Consider the following 18,723-nt stretch of genomic DNA (forward strand, 5'->3'; position numbering starts at 1 on the left):
CTTGAGCTAGCTCTGCTTCGCCGTCCAGGCGTCCTCGCCGGGCGGCTCGTTGATGCTGCCCGGCTCCCTTGACGAGCCGGAGAATGCATAGTGATTCCTGAACCAAACCCTCCGCTGGCTGACGCCGTCACCGGCGACCACACGCTCCGCTGGGGTGGCTCGCTCCCGGCCGGGCAGAGCGCACATGTCCGGGCCGATGCGGTGCACGTCCGCCGGGGCGGGCGGGCGGTGCTGACCGACGCGAGCGTCACCGTCTCGGCCGGATCCCGGTTGGCGATCGTCGGCGAGAACGGCCGAGGCAAGACCACGTTGTTGCACGTGCTCGCCGGCGTTGTCCCGCCGGACCAGGGAGTAGTGGAGCGGGCGGGGACGATCGGCCTCGTCCAGCAGGCCCTGGTGGCCGGCTGCGGCACCGTGGGCGACATCGTCGCCGGCGCGATCGGCGACGCCCAACGCGCAGTGTCCGCACTCGACGCCGCGGCGACGGCGTTGGCGCAGGGAACGGCGGACGCGGAGGCGGCGTACTCGACCGCGCTGGACGCCGCCACCAGGTTGGACGCGTGGGACGCCGAGCGCCGCGTCGATGTTGCGTTGGCCGGGCTCGGTGCCTGCGCCGACCGGGACCGGCCGCTGACGACGCTGTCGGTTGGGCAGCGATACCGGGTGCGCCTCGCCTGCCTGCTGGGGGCCCGGTACGACCTGTTGCTCCTGGACGAGCCGACCAATCATCTCGACGCGGACGGGCTGGCGTTTCTCACCGCCCGGTTACGCGGCCATCCCGGTGGGGTGGCGATCGTGACCCACGATCGGGCGTTGCTGCGCGATGTCGCTGACGAGTTCTACGACCTCGACCCCACCGTGGACGGGCGACCGCGCCGGTTCGCCGGTGGCTACGAGGGCTGGCAACAGGGGCGGCAGCGCGAGCGGGAAGCCTGGGAGCGGGACTTCGCGGCGCAGCAGGAAGAGCACCAGCGGTTAGCGGCCGCGGTCTCCGAGGCACAGGGCCGGCTGAGCACCGCCTGGCGTCCGGAGAAGGGGCACGGCAAGCATCAGCGGCAGTCCCGGGCGCCCGGTGTCGTGCAGGCGCTTCGCCGCCGGCAGGCAGACCTCGACGCCCACCGGATCACGGTGCCGGTGCCGCCGCAGCCACTGCGCTGGCCCGACAGCGACTCGCGTCCGGGTCGACCACTGCTTCGCTGCCGCGATGTGACTGTGGCGGGGCGGCTGCCTGGCCCGGTCACGCTCGACCTTGCAGGCGGCGGCCGAACCCTGGTCACCGGTCAGAACGGCGCCGGGAAGTCGACGCTGCTCAAGGTGCTGGCGGAGCAACTCACGCCGACTACCGGCGAGGTACGCCGCGGTGCCGGCGCCCGGGTGGCCTACCTGGGGCAGGAGGTGCCGGATTGGCCGGCGGGCCTGCTCGGCCACGAACTGTACGAGCAGCACCTCGCCCGGCTGGGTCACCTCGGTGTGGAGCCGGGTTCGTTGACCGGGAGCAACCTGCTGGACAGAGCGGCGTTGCGGACGCCGGTCGGCCGGATGTCGTTGGGGCAGCAACGCCGACTCAACCTGGCGCTGCGGTTGGCCGAGCGGCCACACCTGCTGCTGCTCGACGAACCCAGCAACCATCTGTCGGCCTCGCTGGTGGACGAGTTGACCGCGGCGATGCTGGCGACGCCGACCGCGCTGGTCGTCGCCACTCATGATCGGCAACTGTTGCGGGACCTCGGCGGCTGGCCGACCGTGTCCCTGCCGCCGGGTGCCGCAGAACCACAGTGGTCAGACAGTAAGGTCGACGCTGGATAGTGCGCCGCGGCTGAAGGCCGCGAGAATGCGTTGATGAGTCTGTCGAGGAAGTGACCGTGACCCCGGCTCGCCGAGCGGCGTACCCGGTCGGGCCGGGGCCCGGTCGAGCATCTCGTCCAGCCCGCTGCGGGCCAGCAGCAGCAGCCCGTGGGTGGCGCGGGTGCAGGTCACCGCGAGGCGGCCGAAGGCCGAGTTGAACTCGTCCAGCTGCTCGGCCCCCGAGAGGGGATGGATGGCGACCGTGAGCGCGTTCGTCTGGCCCTGCCAGGAGTCGACGGTCGACGCCACCAGCACCCCGGGCGGCAGGTCGTAGGCCTCGGTCAGCCGCGCCACCAGGTCGGCCGCGTCGTCCACCGCCTGGTTCCGGGTGGCGAGAATGACGATCAGCGGGTCACCGTCGGGCGCCGCCGACTTCGTCCGGACCTCGCCCAGCGGAGCACCCGTACCGTCGTACCGGCGGGTGACGGTGGTGAAGCCGCCGGCGAGCAGCGGCGTGAGCAGTTCCTCGACCACCCCGAGCAGCGGCAGGTCGACATCGGCGGCCTCGGGCGCAGGCAGACCGTCGACCTCGACCAGCGTCGGCGCGCCGCTGGCGACCGAAGCCCAGACCGCCGCCGGGGCTCCGGTCAGCGGCGGCAGCTCCACCGACCGGTCACCGGGCGCGGCCACGCAGTCGAGCTGGTCCCAGTCGCTGTAGAAGGCGCGCCACAGCGCAAGCTGCGGCGGGGTCGGGCGCCACACCGCCGGCAGGTCGACCACGCAGGTGGTCTCCCGGTCGGCGTAGGCGGTGGGCCAGGCCCGGTACGGGTTGTAGCCGGGGTCGCCCCGCCACGGGTTCTGGCTCGGGTCGATGGGGGGCAGCTGGCCGACGTCGCCGACGCCGACCGAGATCGGGGCGAGCCCTTCCACCTTCGAGTAGCGGTGGCGGGGCAGCTGCCAGGCCTCGTCCACAAAGAGCACATCGAACGGGAGCGTGCCGTTGCCGCCGCAGCCGAGGTGGTCGAGCAGCCGGCCGGGCTCACCCAGGGCGCCGAGCTTGTGCGAAGTGCCGAGAACCACGGCACAGGTGTCCGGGATGCCGGCGGTGGTGGTGGCGATCGTGACCCGGGCGCGTACCTCGGGGTGGACCTCGGGCAGGCGGTCGGCGGCGACGAAGAGGCAGACCTGGTCGGCGCCGAGGGTCCGGCCCAGGTCACCGGCGAGCGGAAAGATCTGCTTGTTGGCGAAGGCGGTGACCGCCACCCGGGCGCAGCCGGCCTGGTCCAAGGCTTCGGTGACCATGCGTACCAGCGCGTAGGACTTCCCGGCACCGGCGGCGGCCCGGAGCAGGATCTTGTCGTACTCCGCCGCGCCGCTCAGGCTCGCCCGCAGCGCCGAGCTGGCGCGCTCGGCCGCCTCGACGTTGCCGGTGGCTGCCTGCAGGTGGTGGCGCGCGCCGTCGGCCGAACTCGGGGGAGTGGTGAAGGTGATGGTCACAGCGGGTCAGTCCAGGTCGTCGAGGGTCAGCTGGTCCGGGGCCGCGGCCGGCGCCGGCTCCGCGACCTGGGCGCCAGGGCCGACATCGAACCGCTCCAGATCGACCAACGGTGGCCACACCTCCGGGTTGAGCTCGCCGTCGGCGCGCCGTTGCGCCAACAGATCCGACCACTCGGCCTCGGCGACCGGGTGCGGCCGGCAGCACCACTGGTGGGTCTCCGGATCGTCGGCGTACGACTGGGCGGTGCAGGTCTCCTTCGGAGCGGACCGGCTGTCCAGCGGCGGCCGCGCCACGGTGATCTCGTGGCCGGACTTCAACGCTCTGCCGAACCAGCCGGTGTCGGCGAGCACCAGTTCGTCGCCGACCTGCAGGCTGGGGATCGGCGGCACCGCCGGCTGCCAGCCGAGCCCTTCGGTCTCCGGCAGTTCGGCGAGCGGCGCGATCGGCAGACCGCCCAGCTTGAACGACCCCCGCTGCAGCTTGACGGTGGTGGTGTCGGCCTCGACCAGGCTCTCGCCGTTGACGTGCAACGCGACCACCCGGGAGCCCGCCACCAGCCGGCGGGAGTGCACCCGCAGCCGCAGCGGCGCCCGCTCGACCACGGTCGCCAGCGCCACCTCCCGCACCCCGGCGTCGTTGGCCAGGTCCCGGGCGACGGTAGGGTCGACCAGGCAACTGAGCTGGGTGGAGCAGGTCCGGTCGGCGTCGAGGATCTCCACATGGGAGTTGCGCCAGCCCGGGTGGGTCCGCGAGAACCGGACCAGATCCGAGGCTTGCAGCTCCAGGCGGCGGCGCCAGATCTGCTGGGCGTCGCGCTCCAGCTCCCGGTGCGCCCACCGCAGCCGCGAGCTGTGCTGCCGCCCCAGCACCGCCAGCGCCCGGTCCACGATCTCGATCCGGTACGCCAACGCGTCCCGCACCAGCGCCTCGTACGTCGAGCGGGCCTCGGGGTCGCGGAGCGCCTGATAGATCGCGTCCGACGCGGTGTTGGACAGCCGCGCCCCGGGCGTCTCGACCTGCTCGGCGATGTCGTCGGAGACGCTGCGGTGCGCCAGCGGCCCGGTCGCCTCCGCCCAGGTGACCAGATAGTCGAGCCGGCCGGCGTCCTGCGTGGGGCCGCCCGGCACCACCTGCGCCGCCAGCACCGACCGCAGCTCCACCACCGGCGTACGCAGGCTCATCGCCCGGGCCCGGTCCTCTTCGAGGAAGAAGCTGACCGCGGTCCGCTCCGCAGTGGTCAGCGGCTCCGGCAGCTCGGCCGGCTCACCGTCGAAGGTCAGCGCCGGCCGGCCGCTGGCCAGATCCTGCTGCCAGCGCAGCCGGCTGAGCTCCACCCCCGCCAGCGAATCGGCGGCGGTCGCGAGCAGGTCGGCGGTTGGCCGGTCGGGAACCACCACGTGGACCGGCTCGATCCCCGCCTCGTGATGCCGCCGGATCGCGTCGCCGATCAAGCCCAGCAGGCTCCGGCGGGTCAGCTGCGACTGTGGCTCGGGAAACGACCGTCGCACCCACTCGCCCGGACCGTCGATGCCCACCGCCTGCAGGGCGACGCCATGGACGCCGAGCACCGCCGCGTCAGACTTGACCAGCACTACGTTGATGGTGCCCGGCAGGCCGCACGGGTCGACCCGGCGCCGCCCGGTCCATTGCGGAACCCCGGTGACCGTCGCCGTGACCTGGGCCCGGACGCGGTAGGGGACCGCCGTGGCCACCGGCCGGTCGCCGGTGACCAGCCCCGCGACCAACGGGCGGGTGAGCCGGTCGACGCCGAGCTCGGTCAGCAGGGCGACCGGATCGTCGTCGGCGCGGAGCTCGGCCCGGCAGCAGGAGAAGAGGTGGCAGCTGACGCAGCCGCCGGGGTCGAAGCTGGCGGCCAACCCCGCGACGTACGTCGCCAGCTCGTCCTCGGCCGGCGGGCGGCCGCCGAGCGCGGACCTCGCCGCCAGCCGCTCGTCGGCCCGCGCCCGCACCTCGACCCGGTGGTCGTCCAACCGTTCCACGACCGCCTCCGGCTGCAGGAAGGCGTTGCGGGGAACCGCCAGCGTGCCGAACCGGTGCACCCGCATCCCGGCAGGCAGCTCGCGCCACCCGGCGGCGGCCTCGGCGCCCAGCGCCACCTGCAGGAACCCTTTCAACATCCGGCCGTCGTCGATCCGGGCGCGCACCCGCTCGTAATCTTTCGCGTCGCCCATGATCAGCCAGGACCCGGCGGGGTGTCCGTCGCTGTCCGGGCGGGGAGCGACGATGGCGAAGTCCGGCTGGACCGGGGTGGCGTCCGCGACATCCGCGAGGTCGAGGTACGGCACCGCCGGCGCGGTCAACAACGTGGCCTCGTGGGCCGAGGTCGCCTGGCGATGTGCCTGGGCAAGCTCCTCGGCAGTGGCCTGGATAGCGCCGATGCAGTCACGTCGCCGGATCGCCTCCGGGCGGGGCAGGCCAAGTCGCCCGATGGTCCGGGTGAGCAACTCGGCAGCGAACTGCTCAGAACCCACCAGCGCCTCGAAGGTCATCGCCCGGACCCAGCGGGCCACCGGAATGCCGGCGCTGGTGTCCGGGTGCCCGATCTGCGCAGCTAGCGCCTTACGCGACTGGCCAGTGAGGAACGGATCGGTCAACCGGAACCGCTCGCACCCGGCATGCTCGGATGCCGCGACGGCGCTGGTCCCGCCGCCAGACTGCAGCCCGCCCATGCCTGAACCCCGTTGTAACGCCTACTCCACCACGGCGCGGACGATGGAGACTGCCTCGACGGGCACGTCGTCATGGCCTGCGCGTCGACCCGTAGGGACGGCAGCGATCCGGTCGACCACGTCGAGTCCCTCGACGACCTTGCCGAACACGGCGTAGCCCCATCCGTTCGGGGTCGGGGCGGTATGGTTGAGGAAGTCGTTCTGGGCCGTGCTGATAAAGAACTGCGCGGAGGCCGAGTGCGGGTCCGACGTGCGGGCCATCGCCACGGTGTAGCGATCGTTACGGAGACCGTTGTTGGCCTCGTTCTCGATCGGGGCACGGGTCGGCTTCTGCGACATGTCCTCCGTGAAGCCGCCGCCCTGGATCATGAACGTCTGGATGACGCGGTGGAAGATGGTGCCGTCGTAGTGGCCATCTCTGACGTAGGCCAGGAAGTTCTCAACCGTCTTCGGCGCCTTCTCCGGGTCGAGTTTCAGTTTGATCATGCCGTAGCTAGTGGTAAGTGCCACCTGGGTCATCGAGTTGGTCCTCCGCAGATTCGTCAAGGATGGCTACAACGTATCCGATCGGCGTCGGCCAGCCTTGCCGGGCATGGTCCGTCGGCGTGTGCCCTGCGATGAGCGTTCTTCGGCGTCGGGCAGGGCATAGCCGGGCAGGTGGGTCGGCCTCGGCGTCCGCGACGAGGCCCGGCGCGCCCGGCACCGCTACGCCATCGAGCGGTTCAGCCAGCCGGTGCAGGCGTCGACCGGGTGAGCATGCCCTGCGCTGCGCTAATGTCACCAGCGACGGGACCGGGAGGAGAGCGTGATGCCGTTGCCACGCTGGTTGGCCCAGGTCAACAAGCGGGTGTTCAACCCGTTGGAGATCCGCCGCGGCGCGCGGCCGGTGCTGACCCACCTGGGCAGGTCGTCGGGCCGGACCTATCGGACCCCGCTGGACGCGCATCCCCTACCTGACGGTTATGTCTTCATCCCTATGTACGGCCCGCGTACCGACTGGGTCCGTAACGTGCTCGCCAGCGGGACGGCTCGGCTGTCCATCGGAGGCAAGGAGATCGAGTTGAATTCTCCGCGGATGGTGCGCAAGGCTGACGTCTGGCCGTTGCTTGCTGCCGGCACCAAGACTCCGCCCGGCATCTCCGACGAGTCGGAGCTGCTGCGGATGGATCTTCGAGAAGAGAGCGGCCAGGTCGCCGGCGACGTGGGCGGCTAGGGATCTGCCGCCATGACCGCTCACTCGTCAGCCGCTGACTCTGACTGGCGGGTCAAGTTGGGCGATTCCGGCCTGCGAGGCCGGGGTGCGGGTGAGGACGGCGGCGATCAGCAGCCCGATTCCGGTAGCGTGCAGGATCGCCGTGAGGATGCCGACACCGGCGCTCATCATGGCATAGCCGCCGGTCGACGTGGTTGCCTGAAGAACCCAGGGCAGGCTGCTCGCCCAGACCACATTGACCACTGCGCCGGCGAGCAACACCGCGGCGCCGGCGATTGCGAGCCCGGTGGCACGCGGCCCGACAGTGCGACGCCGGGCCGTAAGCAGTGCCAGCCCGGCGACCAGGACGATCAGGGCAGGCAGAGCGAACACCGTCTGACTGATCACATAGCCCGTGTGCGCCATCGACTCGCTCCTCGGTGGGGGATGACCTCGGTGGTGACCCTAGCCGCCGTCCGGGGTTTGCGGCAGCCTGGTACGGTCACCCGACACCGAGCGGGCCATGGTTCCCGGAGGTGTGCCGTGCGCCTGGTTACCGTCCTGGACTACGCCGATCCCGAGGCCCTGGCCCGAAGCTCGTTCGCTGCCGACGCGCCGACAGTCCGTAGCTGCGTGCCCGGGACGGTGGAGTGTCGGTGCCGGCTTGTACGGTGCCTGGCATGACCGGCCAGTCGAGCCCGCACGACGTGGTGTTTCCCGGGTCCTCGGTGAACCCGCCAACGCGGCATCTCAACTACAAGCCGTGCTCCCCGCCGGCCTGACTGACCAGCTCGACCTGACCGAACTCACCCGCGTCCCGGGCAGCTTCGTCTCACTCAGACCTGTTGTTCACCGCCCCGCTGGACCGCCGGGAGGCGTTCATCTACGTGCTCGTCGAACACCAGAGCGGCACCGACGAGTTGATGCCGCTACGGATGCTGCGGTACATGATGCGGAACTGGGACCGGTATCTGACCGAACATCCCAAAGCCAGGCGGCTGCCGGCGGTCATCCCACTGGTGGTACACCACCACCGCCGCCCCTGGAGCGGCCCTACCGACATCCGGGAACTACTCGACCTGGACCCGCCCACCGCCGAGCCGGTCGAGGCCTACCTACCCCGACTGCGGTTCCTGCTCGATGACCTGGCCCGGCTGGACGAGCCGGCGCTCCGCGCCCGGCCGCTGACCCCACCAGCCCGGATGACCCTGCTGCTACTCAAGACCGCCCCCGGCAACCCTCACCTCGCCGCCGACCTGCGACGCTGGGCCGATGACCTGCGTGCGGTGCTGGACCGGCCGGATGGCATCGAAGACTTCGTCGCGCTGGTCACGTACATTGAAACCGTGGGCGAAACACCCACCGACGAGCTACACGACCTGTTCGCAAAGATCGGACCCGAGGCTGAGGAGGCGTACATGACCACCGCAGAAATGCTCCGCGCCGAAGGCCGCGCCGAAGGCGAGGCCCGCGGCGAGGCCCGCGGCCGCGCGGAGGCCCTCGTGCAGCTGCTCACCCACCGGTTCGGCCCGCTCCCACCAGCCGCCTGCGAGCTTGTGCGCTTCGCCTCCATCGACCAGCTCGCTGCCTGGACCACCCGTGCCCTCACCGCCGACACACTCGACGAGGCTCTCCGCTAAACCGGCCTCCAGCCGGCCCGCGAACCGGAGTCCAGGCCAGCCACTCCGGAAGAAGATCTTGGGCGCTACCACCGAGGGGAAGATGGGCGAACCAAGAACCACCTACAAGGCGCTGACCTGCTGCAACGAGATTAGACCCCGGGTATGGCCACGATCAGTGTGACGCACGGCACAACGGCCCTCGCTGGTCGCTTGGCACCCGCGAACCTCGCTGTCTGGCGGGTCATACTGGGAGTATGGACACGGACCAGCGCCCCTTCAGCGTCGCGGACGTCAAGCCCTATGCGGTGCCGGCGAGGCTTGACGACCTGCAGGGCCCTGATCACGGGCTGGTCACGCTTCCTCGCGAGGTCGCCTGGAGCGGTCGTCGGGAGTTTGACCTCGACGACGAGTACGACCGTGCCGCGATGTACAAGATCGTGCTCGAAGAGGGACAAGAAGCCGACCAGCGGCGCCTGCTCAACTGGCAGGTCTTGCGTCGCGACTGGCGCAACCTTTTCCCCGCACGGCAGGTCCGCGCGCTGTGGGAAGCCCGCTTCCCTGACCTTCGACACGCCTGATGGAAGCGTTCCAGGAGTGGCTGGCCCGGATCGCGCTGGATGCGGTAGGTGATCGTGGCTTCGTTCTGGGCGGTGGCCACGCGGTGCAGCTCCACGGCATGGCCAGCCGCCCGTCCGAGGACATTGATCTGTTCAGTTCCGACCGGGGCCGGCCGGCGGAGGTCGAGGCGGATGTGGTGGCGGCGTTTCGTAGCCACCAGCTCTCGGTGGACGTTACTCGCCGTACGTCCGATCTGGTTCAGATGATGGTATGTGGGCCGGAGGGCGAAATCTGCAAGGTGGACCTCGGCATCTTCTGGCGGGCTCGGGAACCGGTCGTGCTGGATGTCGGGCCGGTGTTGCATCCCGACGATGCCGCGGCGGGGAAGATGGATGCGCTGTTCAACCGGTGGGCGCCACGCGATTTCTTGGACGTGTACGCGATCCACCTCAGCGGACGCTACGACCGCCGGCAGCTCGAGGCGGTTCTCGTGGAACACAATCCGGGGTTCGAGCGGGCGATGTTCGCGGAGTCGCTCGGGTTCCTCACCCGCATCCCGGACCGCGAGTTCGAGGCATATGGTGTGGATAAGGAACACATCGCGGCAATGCGCATCTACTTCGTGGGCTGGCAACACGAACTCAGTCGATAGACTGGTCGATCTTGGCGTTCACTGCCGAGCCGAAGATCGGCAAGAACCGGATGCACGTGGACATCCACGTCACCGACGCCGTCGCCGAGGTTGCCCGACTGCGGGGTCTGGGCGCCCAGATCCTGGTCGAGCCGCACGACGATGACGGCTGGTTCACCACCGTGCTCGCCGATCCGGAGGGGAATGAGTTCTGCGTCCTCGTTCCACCGCCCGAGCACGACTGACGGCGTACTCTGAACACCCGCCATCACCCTCGCCCACCGGCGACAGCAACAAGCCGCAGCTCCTAAGAGTTCGTAGCGGAGCCGGCTGGCAAACTGCCACGTACCAATGGACGGACCAAGGAGGATATGACGGTGCGCCACCAGCATCATGTCTTCCACAACCCGGCGCCGTCGACACCAGCCGAGGTGCACGCCGCGCTCGAGCGCGGCGACCTGTCCACCGCGCTTGATGCCATGGTCGGCACCGCGCTGTACGGCGGCGGTGACTGGAGAGAGCTGCAGGAATTGCATCTCCGGTTGCTCGAACACGAGGATCACCAGGTCAGTGCGCTCGCCGCGACATGCCTGGGGCATCTCGCGAGGGTCTACCGTCAGTTGGACGAACGGCGCGTGACGACCGCCCTATACAAGGCGCGGTCGTTACCCCACATCAGGGGGACCGCAGACAACGCATTGGACGACATCCGGACCTTCCTCCACCCACGGCGGACCGGAAGGTAGGGCACACTCGTGTGCACTCTCCACGTCGTCACGCACCCGAGGCGACCCACCACCGCGACAATTGCTTACGCCACCCTGCGGGCTCAGGCGCGTGCCCAGGGTCTGGCAGTCGGTGACTTCGACGCGCTGGCCCACAATTAGGCGTGTTCAAACCACGGGCAGTAAGTCATGCCGGACCAGGCGTACAGTCATGAGGCAGTTGTACCGGCGACCGGAGGCTGCCGTGCGTTATCGCGACTGGGGTGACCGGTGTCGACGCTGGCGCGGGATCCGTAGCGAGACTCTGCGGGTGGCTGGCCGGCGGGTCCACCTGCTCCGGGCCGATCCGGGCCCGGACGCACCGGCCGGCGCCCCCACCCAGCTGCTGCTGCACGGCCTGGCCGGCAGCGGCACCGCCTGGCTGGACGTGATCGCGCCGCTGACCCGGCTCGGGCCGGTGATCGCGCCCGATCTGCCCGGGTCGGTCTTCGGCGAGACCGAGACCCGCCGGGCACGCCAGGCCCGGCTGCCGGCCACCGTCGCGTTCCTGCCCCCACTCACCGCCGCCCTCGGGCTGGGCCGACTGAGCGTGCAGGGTCTGTCCATGGGTGGCCTGGTCGGGTTGCAGTTCGCCGCCGCGTATCCGGCCATCGTGGAGCGGCTGGTCCTGGTCAACCCGATACTGCCGGCGCCGATGTCGGTGCCCGAACGGCTCGGCTGGCAGACGATGGGGCGGCTGGCGCTGGCCGCCGGGCCGGCGGTGGCCCGCACGCTGGTACGGGTGTGGGGCCGGCGGCTGGTGGATGCGAAGTTGCGATACCTGACCGACCCGGGACAGCTCGCCGCCGCCGGCGAGCAGTCGGGCGGGGACCTGACCCGGATATCGCCCGAGAGCCTCGCGCTCGCGGCCGAGCAGACGCGGGAGCTGCGCGACCACCCCGCCCGGCTGAGGTACGCGGTGACCGCGTTCGCGTCGGCCGCCGCCTCGATGTTCGTGTCCCGGCGCCGGGCGCTGGCCGCGATCGACCAGGTGGCCGCGCCGGTGCTGCTGGTCTGGGGCGACCAGGACCGGCTGGTGACCCGCCCGGTCATCGACCACGCGATGGCGCGGCGACCCGACTGGCGGCTGCATGTGCTGGAGTCGGCCGGACACACCGTACCGCTGGAGCTGCCCGACGCGTACGTGGAAGCGGTGCGCGGTTGGCTGTCGCCGCCTGCCCCGGCGGGCCGGAGCTACGATGTGGACTAACTCGAGGCCAACCGCATCACCAGCCCCGGTCTTCATCAGCTGCCGCGCGGGGTGACGGGCATGACCAGCAGATGCAGCAACCGGTCGACCTCCACGCCCGGGTCGGTGGTGAGCCCGGTGTGCACCGGGCCAGCCTGCACCACGGTGCTGCGTGGGGCGGTCAGCCATCGGAATCGTTCGCCCATGGCCTGGCGCGCGGCGGGACCGGCGGCTGGTGCGGCGGAGCAGATGTCGGCGACCGATTGCAGGGCCCGCGCGATGGCGGCCGGGTCCGCGGTGGGGTCCAGCGCGCGAAGTCGGTCCGGGTCCAGGTGGATGCGCGTATCGAGGTAGTCGAGGGCTCGGCAGTAAACCAGCACGCCGACGTTGAGGGTCTCGCCGCGCTCCGGGCGGGGCACCGCCCGGAGCACCGCGTACTCGAACGGATGCCGTTGCGGGCTCACCAATCCACCTTCCCCGTCAGCCAGCTCGGACGGTTCTGCGCCGGCCGGGTGGTGCGGTCCCGGTCGGCACCTGTGGCCGCCGCGGCTGCCACCAGGCCCGGTAGCCAGGCTGCCCGCTGTTCCAGACGCCCGGCCAACTGGTCGACGTAGGCGCGGCGTACCTGGTCCGGGTCGGCGAAACCTGGTTCGTCGGCCAGCCACACGTCCGGCACGTGCGCCACGGCCTCCTGCAGCAACTCTCGGGTGACCTGCGGGGCCAGGTCAGCGTCGGCCGCCTCGACTCGTGGGTCGAACTCGATCAACACGTGGTCGCGGGCGTCATAGGCGCGGGCCGCCGCCGCGGGGGCGCCGGGCCAGTGATGGTGGAAGGTCAGGGTGGCGCCATGGTCGATCAGGTAGACCTGCCCGTGCCAGTACAGCATGTTGGGGTTGCGCCAGGTCCGGTCGACGTTGCCGACCAGCGCGTCGAACCACAGAACCTGCCCCGCCAGACTCGGGTCCATCGGGAAGGCGGCGGGGTCGAAGTCGAGGGCGCCGGGCAGGTAGTCACACCCGAGGTTAAGCCCACCGCTGGCGCGCAACAGGTCCTGCACCTCCGGGTCAGGCTCACCGCGCGCCAGTATCGGGTCGACCTCGACAGCCACCAGGTCCGGCACCGGCAATCCCAGCAGCTGGGCCAGGCAGCCGCTGATCACCTCGGCGACCAACGTCTTGCGGCCCTGACCGGCTCCGTGGAACTTCACCACATAGCTGCCCAGGTCCACTGCCTCCATCAACCCCGGCAGGGAGCCACCCTCGCGGAACGGGGTCACGTATCGGGCAGCGGTGGTGGTGCGCAGCATGATCACCGAGTCTACGCAACTACTGGGACGTCCGTAGAGCGCGCCGGCCGCCTTTTGTCGGAGAGACACCCCGACCGCCTGCTCGCAGGCGTCGTCGAGCGGTCAGGTCTCGGCGAAGTCGTGCAGCACCTTAATCGGCGACTCTAGGGGTAGGAGCGCAATCCGGCGGTTGGTTTTGTCATCGGCGCGACGCGTACAGGTTCAGTGGGTGCGTGGGAAGGCGAGGACCTCTGCGCGGTGTCCGTCGCTGGCGAGCTCGTGGTCGCAGGTGTAGAGCGGTGCGTCGAGTGCCTCGGCCAGCGCCAGGTAGCGGGCGTCGGCCATTTCGCGGAGGCGCCGACCGACTCGCCCGATCGGTCGCGTAATCCGCTTCCTCACCCGGCTACTTCCTCACCCGGCTACCAAGTGCATCAGCCCGGGCCAGGGCAGCTGCTGCTCCAGGGTTCGGCGGAGCTTTGCGGATCCGCAACTTTCCTTGCACCTTTCGCGCGTCAGTCGGGAGGCTGTCCGTAGCGGTGATCGGCGGATTCGGGCTGTACCGCACACCGCAGAGTTGCTGGCGTTCGTCGAAGGAGGAGACCAATGAATGGATGGCAGGGCCCGCAGTTGGACGCCGGCCCCCAGTCTTTCTGGGAGAAGCTGCACCGCAACCTGACCGCCACGGCCAGACCGCCCAACCCGCGACTCGTCGAGATCGCCGAATCGCTAAGCCCTGGCGTGGCCCTGGACCTGGGGTGCGGCGGAGGCGGGGACGCCATCTGGTTGGCCGGGCGCGGCTGGCGGGTGACCGCCGTGGACATCTCCGGTACGGCGGTGGCCCGCGTCGAGGCGAAAGCCGGCGAACTCGGCCTCGGCGACCAGGTCACCGGCGAACGGCACGATCTGGCGCACAGCTTCCCGACCGGCACGTTCGACCTGGTCAACGCACAGTACTTCCACACGCCGTTCGCGCTGGACCGCGGCCGGGTGCTGGCTAGCGCCGCGCGGGCCCTGCGGCCCGGCGGGCTGCTGCTAGTCGTCGACCACGGCTCCAAGGCCCCCTGGTCGTGGAACCAGGACCCGGACGCCCACTACCCCACGCCCGACGAGGTCGCTACCGGGCTCGACCTCGAACCCGGGCAATGGCAGGTGCTGCGTGCCGACATGCCGCAGCGCCTCGCGACCGGACCCGGCGGTCAACGCGCCACCGTCACCGACAACCTCCTGCTCATCCAACGCCGCGAGGACCCTGCGGCGAGTCGGCCCGACGGGGGTGACCTATCGGCCTGACTGGCAAGGGCTCGACTGATGGGTGGGACAATACGCATTGGTCAGCGAGGACGAGCTGGTTGGTGCGCACGTGGTCGCCTGCGTCAACCGCGGCGAACCGCAGCTGGGTCCCTATCTCTCGCAAGCTTTGGTACTGGGGGCCCGGCATCCGGACAGTCCGCGGCCTCTCGATCGCCGGCGTGGGCGGATGACCTTCACATACCCCGGCTATCGGTCTTCCTATGTCGGAAACGACACCTGTACCCGCAGACCGTCAGGTTCGTTCGCGGCGGCGGCGATGACGCCGTCGTGCGCCCGGGTGATCGAGCGGGCGATCGCGAGGCCCAGCCCGGCCCCACCACTGTGATCGATGCGGGCGCCGGACCGCCGCCGGAACGGCTCGAACAGGCCGGGCACGTCCTCCGAGGGAATATCGTCGCCGGTGTTTGTCACCACAAGCGCCGGGGCTTCTCCCACCTCCACCGCTATCGTCCCACCGGGACGGTTGTACTTGAGCGCGTTCTGCACGAGGTTCGTGACCAGCCGCTCCAGCAAGACCTGCTCGCCTTCGACCACCCGGGGCCGGAGCCGACTGGTGATCGTGACCCCGGCGGCGGCCGCCCGCTCCCGGTGGGCGTCGAGCACCTCGGCGACGATCCGGTCGAGCCGCTGCGGTGACCGGGTGACCAGGCCCCGGTCGCTCTCGGCGAGCACCAGCAGCCCTTCGATCAGCCGCTCGTTGCGTTCGTTCGTCGCCAGCAGCTGGGCGCTCAACAGCGCGCGCTGGTCGGCGGTGAGCGGACCGGCCATGCCGACCTCGATAAGCGTCCGCTGGACCGCCAGCGGCGTACGCAGCTCGTGGGAGGCGTCCGCGGCGAACCGGCGCTGCGCTTCGTAGCCGACCGCCACCCGGTCCATCATCGCGTCGATCGCCCGGCCGAGCTCGGCCAGTTCCTCCCGGCTGGAGCCGGGACGGAGCCGGTAACCGAGGTTCTGCGGTCCGAGGTTTCCGATGTCGTCGGCCAGGTCGAGAATCGGCCGCAGGCACCACCGCACCGCCGGGTAGGCCGCGGCAAGCAAGAACGCCAGCAGCACGCCGCCGACGAGTGTCAGGATCAGCGAGGTCCGCCCAAGGATCTCGTCGCAGAAGAACGAGCCGTCCTCCGCCGGCGCGAACTCCCCGTACCAGCGACACTCAGGTCCCCACCGCCATGCCAGCGCGACGATCGACTCGGCGAGCCGCGGCACCACCTGGCTCAGGACCAGCAGGACCGCGCACAGCAGCAGGACCCGCCGGACCAGCGCGCGGCGGTTCATGCGCCGGACGCCCCGAGCGTGCCGGACGCCCCGAGCCGGTAGCCGGCCCGCGGCACGGTATGGATCACCTCTGGCTCACCCAACTTGCGGCGCAGCGTCATCACCGTCATCCGGACCGAATTGGTGAACGGGTCGGCGTGCTCGTCCCAGGCCTGTTCCAGCAGGTCCTCGGCGCTCACCACCACCCCGCCGGCCCGCAGCAGAATCCGCAGCACCGCGAACTCCTTCGGCGACAGTGAGAGCAGCTGACCGTCCCGGGTCACGGTGTGCCGCGCCTCGTCCAGCACGATCCCGTCCCGCTCCAGCACCGGCGGCAGGGCCGCCGCCGCCCGCCGGTGCAGCGCCTGTACCCGGGCGACCAGCTCGGCGAAGGCGAACGGCTTGGTCAGGTAGTCGTCCGCCCCGAGCCCGAGGCCCTCCACCCGGTCCCGGATGCCGGCCGCCGCGGTCAGCAGCAGCACCCTGGTCGCGGCGCCGGAGTCGACGATCCGGCGGCACACCGCGTCGCCGGTCTGTCCGGGCATGTCCCGGTCGATGACCGCAACGTCGTACCGGTTGACCCCGAGCCGTTCCAGCGCGGCCTCGCCGTCGTACACCACGTCGACGGCCATGGACAGTCCCCGTAGCCCTTCCGCCACGGTGTCGGCGAGCAGCCGCTCGTCGTCAGCCACCAGCACCCGCACGCGCCCCTCCGTCTCCGCCACCCACAGACTCCCACAGCCCGGATAAAGGCGAGATAAGGACGGCGCTGACGCTGCGCCGACCGCCCGGTGGCCACCATCAGCGCATGCTGAGATCGGTCCGGAACGCGTGCGTCGTGCTACTGCTGGCAACGGCGCTGGTACCCGTCGGAGCGCAGGAGGCGGCGGCGATCGCGTACGGCGAGGACGCGCCCGAGGGTGCCTACTCGTACGCGGTGCTGCTCACCATGACCGACCTGCCCGCCGCCGACGGCGGCAGCCGGGACAGCTCCTGCTCCGGCGCGCTTGTCGCCCCCCGCTGGGTGATCACCGCCGGCCACTGCTTCCGGGACGCCGACGGCGTGCGGGTGAGCGCGACCGTCGCCGGCCGGACCACGGCCACCATCGGGCGCACCGACCTCAGCGGCGACGCCGGGCGCGAGGTCGAGGTGGTCGGGGTACGCCAGGGCGACGAGGCGAGCGACGTCGCGCTGGCGGAACTCGCCGAGGCGGTCACCGACATCGCGCCGCTCCAAATCGGCACCACCGCCCCGGCCGCGGGCGAGACCCTGCGACTGACCGGGTACGGATTGGTGGTCGACGACGCCGGCACCAGGTCCCCGACCTGGTTGCAGACCGGCCAGTTCACGGTCCAGGCGGTCGGCGACACCGTCATCGAGACCGCCGGCGTGGCCCCGCGGGCGGAGACCAGCCCTTGCCCGCACGACTCCGGCGGGCCGTACGTGCGGGAGCTGCCGAACGGGTCGGCCGAACTGGTGGCCGTCGTCAGCAGCGGGCCCGGCTGCCCCCACGCGGGCTGGGACTTCAGCGCCCGGGTCGACACCCTGCGCCCCTGGATCGACGACGTCCTAGCCGGGGCCGAGGTGAACGACGACCTCGTCCTGGAAAGCAGCATGCTGCTGCTGGCGGCCGGCGCGGCGCTGTCGCTGCTCTTGCTGCTGGCGACCCGGCGCCGCCGGCAACGGACTTCCGCCGACCGCCAGGACCAACAGCGGCAGGATCAGGCTGGAGGTGCGCGACCCGAGCGAGTCGGCGGCTCCGACCAACCAGAACAGTCGAAAGTCCCGGGATCTTCCATCCACACTCGCCCCTCTCGATCATCGCTCTTGCCGCCCGGCGTACACCGGGTGAAGCAATTTGTCGGGACCGGCGCTGGAGGAGCGGCTGGTGCGCCAGTTGGACGCAGGGCTGGACTGGCGGGTGGAGCGGGAGCGGCCGGTCCGCTGGCGGGTCGACTAGGGACAAGGCAGTGTGGATGATCTAGCACGCTCTGCCGACAGTGGATCCGTCGAGTACGCTGGGCCTGTCTGTGCGGTCTCGACGGCCGAACGCTCCCGAGAGGAGTCTGATATGCCCGATATTCAGGAGCAAACGGAGCAGGCCGACGAGCGACAACGGTGGCGTGCCGGGCTGTCCGACGAGCTGGCTTTCTGGCAGTCAGCGCTGCGGGGAGAGACCGAGTATCTCAGGAGCCGGTTGACGCAGATGCTCTCTCCCGAGGGAAGGCGCGCCAAGTTTCCGGTGCGGCTCTTGGCCCACCTGCGGCAGTTTGCCGAGCAGACGGGCCGCCCCGCACTCATCCTCGACGCCGGGGCCGGTCCGTTCTCTACTCTGGCCTGGGCGAGCGAGCAGCGGTTGGCGGAGGTTGTCGCGGTCGATCCGCTCGCCGAGGCTTATGCGCAGATGCTCGCGGAGTATGGCTACGAGTATCCTGTCATTGCCCGGACCGGCTCCGGGGAGCAGCTGTGCGACCTGTTCCCGGAGGCACACTTCGATGTGGTGTACAGCCGGAACGCCCTCGACGAATGCGTGTCGCCCCACGAGATGCTCCGCCAGCTGGTGCGCGTCCTTCGTGGCGGCGGGCTGCTGTTTCTCGAAGGCACGGTCGCGGAAGGGACGCGCCAGGGCTGGGTCGGCCTCCACCAGCATGACCTCGTACCGGTCGAAGACGACTTCCTGCACCGCGGCCCGAACATCGCCGCCTCCAGCCTCATCCGAGGGCTGCCACTGCGCCGGATCTTCGGCGGCACCGGCGAGGACGGTGCCGTAGTAGCGACCAGCTGGCGGGACAGTGACTGGTATGTTCTGATTTACGAGAAGTGCTGCGACTCCGCCGGACCGGGCGCGGAGGTAGCGCTGGCGCGCACCGGCAAAGCCTAGGAGCCAGGTCATGCCTGGTGACCATACCCTCGGGACCCATCGCCTCCACTCGATTCACCCGC

Annotated in this window: 20 protein-coding genes; 11 read left to right on the top strand and 9 right to left on the bottom strand. The window is 70.6% G+C overall.

Annotated features, from left to right (window positions below; translation table 11 throughout):
• The first annotated feature begins 90 nt into the window (after window positions 1-90).
• Window positions 91-1,806 carry an ABC-F family ATP-binding cassette domain-containing protein gene (locus tag JQS43_RS11550; protein WP_239679082.1) on the top strand — a complete coding sequence of 572 codons (1,716 nt, stop codon included), beginning with the start codon at window positions 91-93 and terminating at the stop codon, window positions 1,804-1,806.
• Here the strand turns inward: JQS43_RS11550 and JQS43_RS11555 are convergent.
• From JQS43_RS11555 to JQS43_RS11565, 3 genes are read right to left on the bottom strand one after another with little or no spacing between them, the layout of a single operon-like run.
• Window positions 1,780-3,282 carry a hypothetical protein gene (locus JQS43_RS11555; protein WP_239679083.1) on the bottom strand — a complete coding sequence of 501 codons (1,503 nt, stop codon included), beginning with the start codon at window positions 3,280-3,282 and terminating at the stop codon, window positions 1,780-1,782. The two genes, JQS43_RS11550 and JQS43_RS11555, sit on opposite strands and share 27 nt — an antisense overlap.
• A gap of 6 nt (window positions 3,283-3,288) precedes the next feature.
• The gene (locus JQS43_RS26050) at window positions 3,289-5,973 is read right to left on the bottom strand and encodes a hypothetical protein (protein ID WP_275581065.1); all 2,685 of its coding nucleotides are present in this window, start codon (window positions 5,971-5,973) and stop codon (window positions 3,289-3,291) included.
• Window positions 5,974-5,994: 21 nt separating this feature from the next.
• Window positions 5,995-6,492, bottom strand: a complete 498-nt coding sequence (locus tag JQS43_RS11565; protein ID WP_239679084.1) for a peptidylprolyl isomerase — start codon at window positions 6,490-6,492, stop codon at window positions 5,995-5,997.
• Window positions 6,493-6,781: 289 nt separating this feature from the next.
• On the opposite strand from JQS43_RS11565, the gene JQS43_RS11570 reads away from it, so the two are divergent.
• Window positions 6,782-7,186, top strand: a complete 405-nt coding sequence (locus JQS43_RS11570; protein WP_239679085.1) for a PNPOx family protein — start codon at window positions 6,782-6,784, stop codon at window positions 7,184-7,186.
• A 27-nt stretch (window positions 7,187-7,213) separates the two neighbouring features.
• On the opposite strand, the gene JQS43_RS11575 is transcribed toward JQS43_RS11570, so the two are convergent.
• Window positions 7,214-7,591 carry a hypothetical protein gene (locus JQS43_RS11575; protein ID WP_239679086.1) on the bottom strand — a complete coding sequence of 126 codons (378 nt, stop codon included), beginning with the start codon at window positions 7,589-7,591 and terminating at the stop codon, window positions 7,214-7,216.
• A 416-nt stretch (window positions 7,592-8,007) separates the two neighbouring features.
• Between JQS43_RS11575 and JQS43_RS11580 the strand changes: the two genes are divergently transcribed.
• The 6 genes from JQS43_RS11580 (at window position 8,008) to JQS43_RS11605 (ending at window position 11,950) form a co-directional block, all read left to right on the top strand.
• Window positions 8,008-8,805, top strand: coding sequence for an Rpn family recombination-promoting nuclease/putative transposase (locus tag JQS43_RS11580; RefSeq protein WP_338037178.1), 798 nt, complete (start codon window positions 8,008-8,010; stop codon window positions 8,803-8,805).
• A 236-nt stretch (window positions 8,806-9,041) separates the two neighbouring features.
• Window positions 9,042-9,365 (top strand): hypothetical protein, encoded by a 324-nt coding sequence (locus tag JQS43_RS11585; protein ID WP_239679088.1) that lies wholly within the window; start codon window positions 9,042-9,044, stop codon window positions 9,363-9,365.
• The gene (locus tag JQS43_RS11590) at window positions 9,365-9,997 is read left to right on the top strand and encodes a nucleotidyl transferase AbiEii/AbiGii toxin family protein (protein WP_239679089.1); all 633 of its coding nucleotides are present in this window, start codon (window positions 9,365-9,367) and stop codon (window positions 9,995-9,997) included. The genes JQS43_RS11585 and JQS43_RS11590 overlap by 1 nt, the downstream gene beginning before the upstream one ends.
• An 11-nt stretch (window positions 9,998-10,008) precedes the next feature.
• A complete protein-coding gene (locus JQS43_RS11595) occupies window positions 10,009-10,221 on the top strand; it encodes a VOC family protein (protein WP_239679090.1) in 213 nt (70 codons plus the stop codon).
• Between the two features lie 126 nt (window positions 10,222-10,347).
• On the top strand, window positions 10,348-10,722 hold the full coding sequence (locus JQS43_RS11600; RefSeq protein WP_239679091.1) for a hypothetical protein: 375 nt from the start codon (window positions 10,348-10,350) through the stop codon (window positions 10,720-10,722).
• Between the two features lie 190 nt (window positions 10,723-10,912).
• Entirely contained in the window at window positions 10,913-11,950 is a 1,038-nt protein-coding gene (locus tag JQS43_RS11605) for an alpha/beta fold hydrolase (protein WP_239679092.1), read from the top strand.
• A 35-nt stretch (window positions 11,951-11,985) separates the two neighbouring features.
• Here JQS43_RS11605 and JQS43_RS11610 read toward each other — a convergent pair whose 3' ends face one another.
• From JQS43_RS11610 to JQS43_RS26055, 3 genes are all read right to left on the bottom strand, one after another.
• Window positions 11,986-12,393: a DUF3037 domain-containing protein gene (locus JQS43_RS11610; protein WP_239679093.1), complete on the bottom strand. Its 408-nt coding sequence runs from the start codon at window positions 12,391-12,393 to the stop codon at window positions 11,986-11,988.
• Window positions 12,390-13,235 carry a HipA family kinase gene (locus JQS43_RS11615; RefSeq protein ID WP_239679094.1) on the bottom strand — a complete coding sequence of 282 codons (846 nt, stop codon included), beginning with the start codon at window positions 13,233-13,235 and terminating at the stop codon, window positions 12,390-12,392. Before JQS43_RS11615 ends, JQS43_RS11610 begins: the two co-directional genes overlap by 4 nt.
• A 201-nt stretch (window positions 13,236-13,436) precedes the next feature.
• Entirely contained in the window at window positions 13,437-13,559 is a 123-nt protein-coding gene (locus JQS43_RS26055) for a hypothetical protein (protein WP_275581066.1), read from the bottom strand.
• 258 nt (window positions 13,560-13,817) lie between these two features.
• Here JQS43_RS26055 and JQS43_RS11620 point away from each other — a divergent pair, with 258 nt between their 5' ends.
• Window positions 13,818-14,504 carry an SAM-dependent methyltransferase gene (locus JQS43_RS11620; RefSeq protein ID WP_239679095.1) on the top strand — a complete coding sequence of 229 codons (687 nt, stop codon included), beginning with the start codon at window positions 13,818-13,820 and terminating at the stop codon, window positions 14,502-14,504.
• Between the two features lie 219 nt (window positions 14,505-14,723).
• Here JQS43_RS11620 and JQS43_RS11625 read toward each other — a convergent pair whose 3' ends face one another.
• Together JQS43_RS11625 and JQS43_RS11630 are read right to left on the bottom strand one after the other, a co-directional pair.
• Window positions 14,724-15,800 carry a sensor histidine kinase gene (locus tag JQS43_RS11625; protein WP_239679096.1) on the bottom strand — a complete coding sequence of 359 codons (1,077 nt, stop codon included), beginning with the start codon at window positions 15,798-15,800 and terminating at the stop codon, window positions 14,724-14,726.
• Window positions 15,797-16,483, bottom strand: coding sequence for a response regulator transcription factor (locus tag JQS43_RS11630; protein ID WP_239679392.1), 687 nt, complete (start codon window positions 16,481-16,483; stop codon window positions 15,797-15,799). The genes JQS43_RS11625 and JQS43_RS11630 overlap by 4 nt, the downstream gene beginning before the upstream one ends.
• Before the next feature lie 104 nt (window positions 16,484-16,587).
• On the opposite strand from JQS43_RS11630, the gene JQS43_RS11635 reads away from it, so the two are divergent.
• Both JQS43_RS11635 and JQS43_RS11640 read left to right on the top strand, forming a co-directional pair.
• Window positions 16,588-17,760: a S1 family peptidase gene (locus JQS43_RS11635; protein ID WP_239679097.1), complete on the top strand. Its 1,173-nt coding sequence runs from the start codon at window positions 16,588-16,590 to the stop codon at window positions 17,758-17,760.
• A 91-nt stretch (window positions 17,761-17,851) separates the two neighbouring features.
• Window positions 17,852-18,661, top strand: a complete 810-nt coding sequence (locus JQS43_RS11640; protein WP_239679098.1) for a class I SAM-dependent methyltransferase — start codon at window positions 17,852-17,854, stop codon at window positions 18,659-18,661.
• Window positions 18,662-18,723 lie beyond the last annotated feature (62 nt).

The organism is Natronosporangium hydrolyticum, assembly GCF_016925615.1.
In the GTDB taxonomy this organism is placed as follows: domain Bacteria; phylum Actinomycetota; class Actinomycetes; order Mycobacteriales; family Micromonosporaceae; genus Natronosporangium; species Natronosporangium hydrolyticum.

What these genes read in the sequence shown, in the direction of transcription:
- JQS43_RS11635 (WP_239679097.1), top strand. Translation starts at nt 16,588, where the DNA reads ATGCTGAGATCGGTCCGGAACGCGTGCGTCGTGCTACTGCTGGCAACG.
- JQS43_RS11620 (WP_239679095.1), top strand. Translation starts at nt 13,818, where the DNA reads ATGAATGGATGGCAGGGCCCGCAGTTGGACGCCGGCCCCCAGTCTTTC.
- JQS43_RS11585 (WP_239679088.1), top strand. Translation starts at nt 9,042, where the DNA reads ATGGACACGGACCAGCGCCCCTTCAGCGTCGCGGACGTCAAGCCCTAT.
- JQS43_RS26050 (WP_275581065.1), bottom strand. Translation starts at nt 5,973, where the DNA reads ATGGGCGGGCTGCAGTCTGGCGGCGGGACCAGCGCCGTCGCGGCATCC.
- JQS43_RS11565 (WP_239679084.1), bottom strand. Translation starts at nt 6,492, where the DNA reads ATGACCCAGGTGGCACTTACCACTAGCTACGGCATGATCAAACTGAAA.
- JQS43_RS11590 (WP_239679089.1), top strand. Translation starts at nt 9,365, where the DNA reads ATGGAAGCGTTCCAGGAGTGGCTGGCCCGGATCGCGCTGGATGCGGTA.
- JQS43_RS11615 (WP_239679094.1), bottom strand. Translation starts at nt 13,235, where the DNA reads ATGCTGCGCACCACCACCGCTGCCCGATACGTGACCCCGTTCCGCGAG.
- JQS43_RS11640 (WP_239679098.1), top strand. Translation starts at nt 17,852, where the DNA reads ATGCCCGATATTCAGGAGCAAACGGAGCAGGCCGACGAGCGACAACGG.
- JQS43_RS11570 (WP_239679085.1), top strand. Translation starts at nt 6,782, where the DNA reads ATGCCGTTGCCACGCTGGTTGGCCCAGGTCAACAAGCGGGTGTTCAAC.
- JQS43_RS11625 (WP_239679096.1), bottom strand. Translation starts at nt 15,800, where the DNA reads ATGAACCGCCGCGCGCTGGTCCGGCGGGTCCTGCTGCTGTGCGCGGTC.
- JQS43_RS11600 (WP_239679091.1), top strand. Translation starts at nt 10,348, where the DNA reads ATGACGGTGCGCCACCAGCATCATGTCTTCCACAACCCGGCGCCGTCG.
- JQS43_RS26055 (WP_275581066.1), bottom strand. Translation starts at nt 13,559, where the DNA reads ATGGCCGACGCCCGCTACCTGGCGCTGGCCGAGGCACTCGACGCACCG.
- JQS43_RS11605 (WP_239679092.1), top strand. Translation starts at nt 10,913, where the DNA reads ATGAGGCAGTTGTACCGGCGACCGGAGGCTGCCGTGCGTTATCGCGAC.
- JQS43_RS11575 (WP_239679086.1), bottom strand. Translation starts at nt 7,591, where the DNA reads ATGGCGCACACGGGCTATGTGATCAGTCAGACGGTGTTCGCTCTGCCT.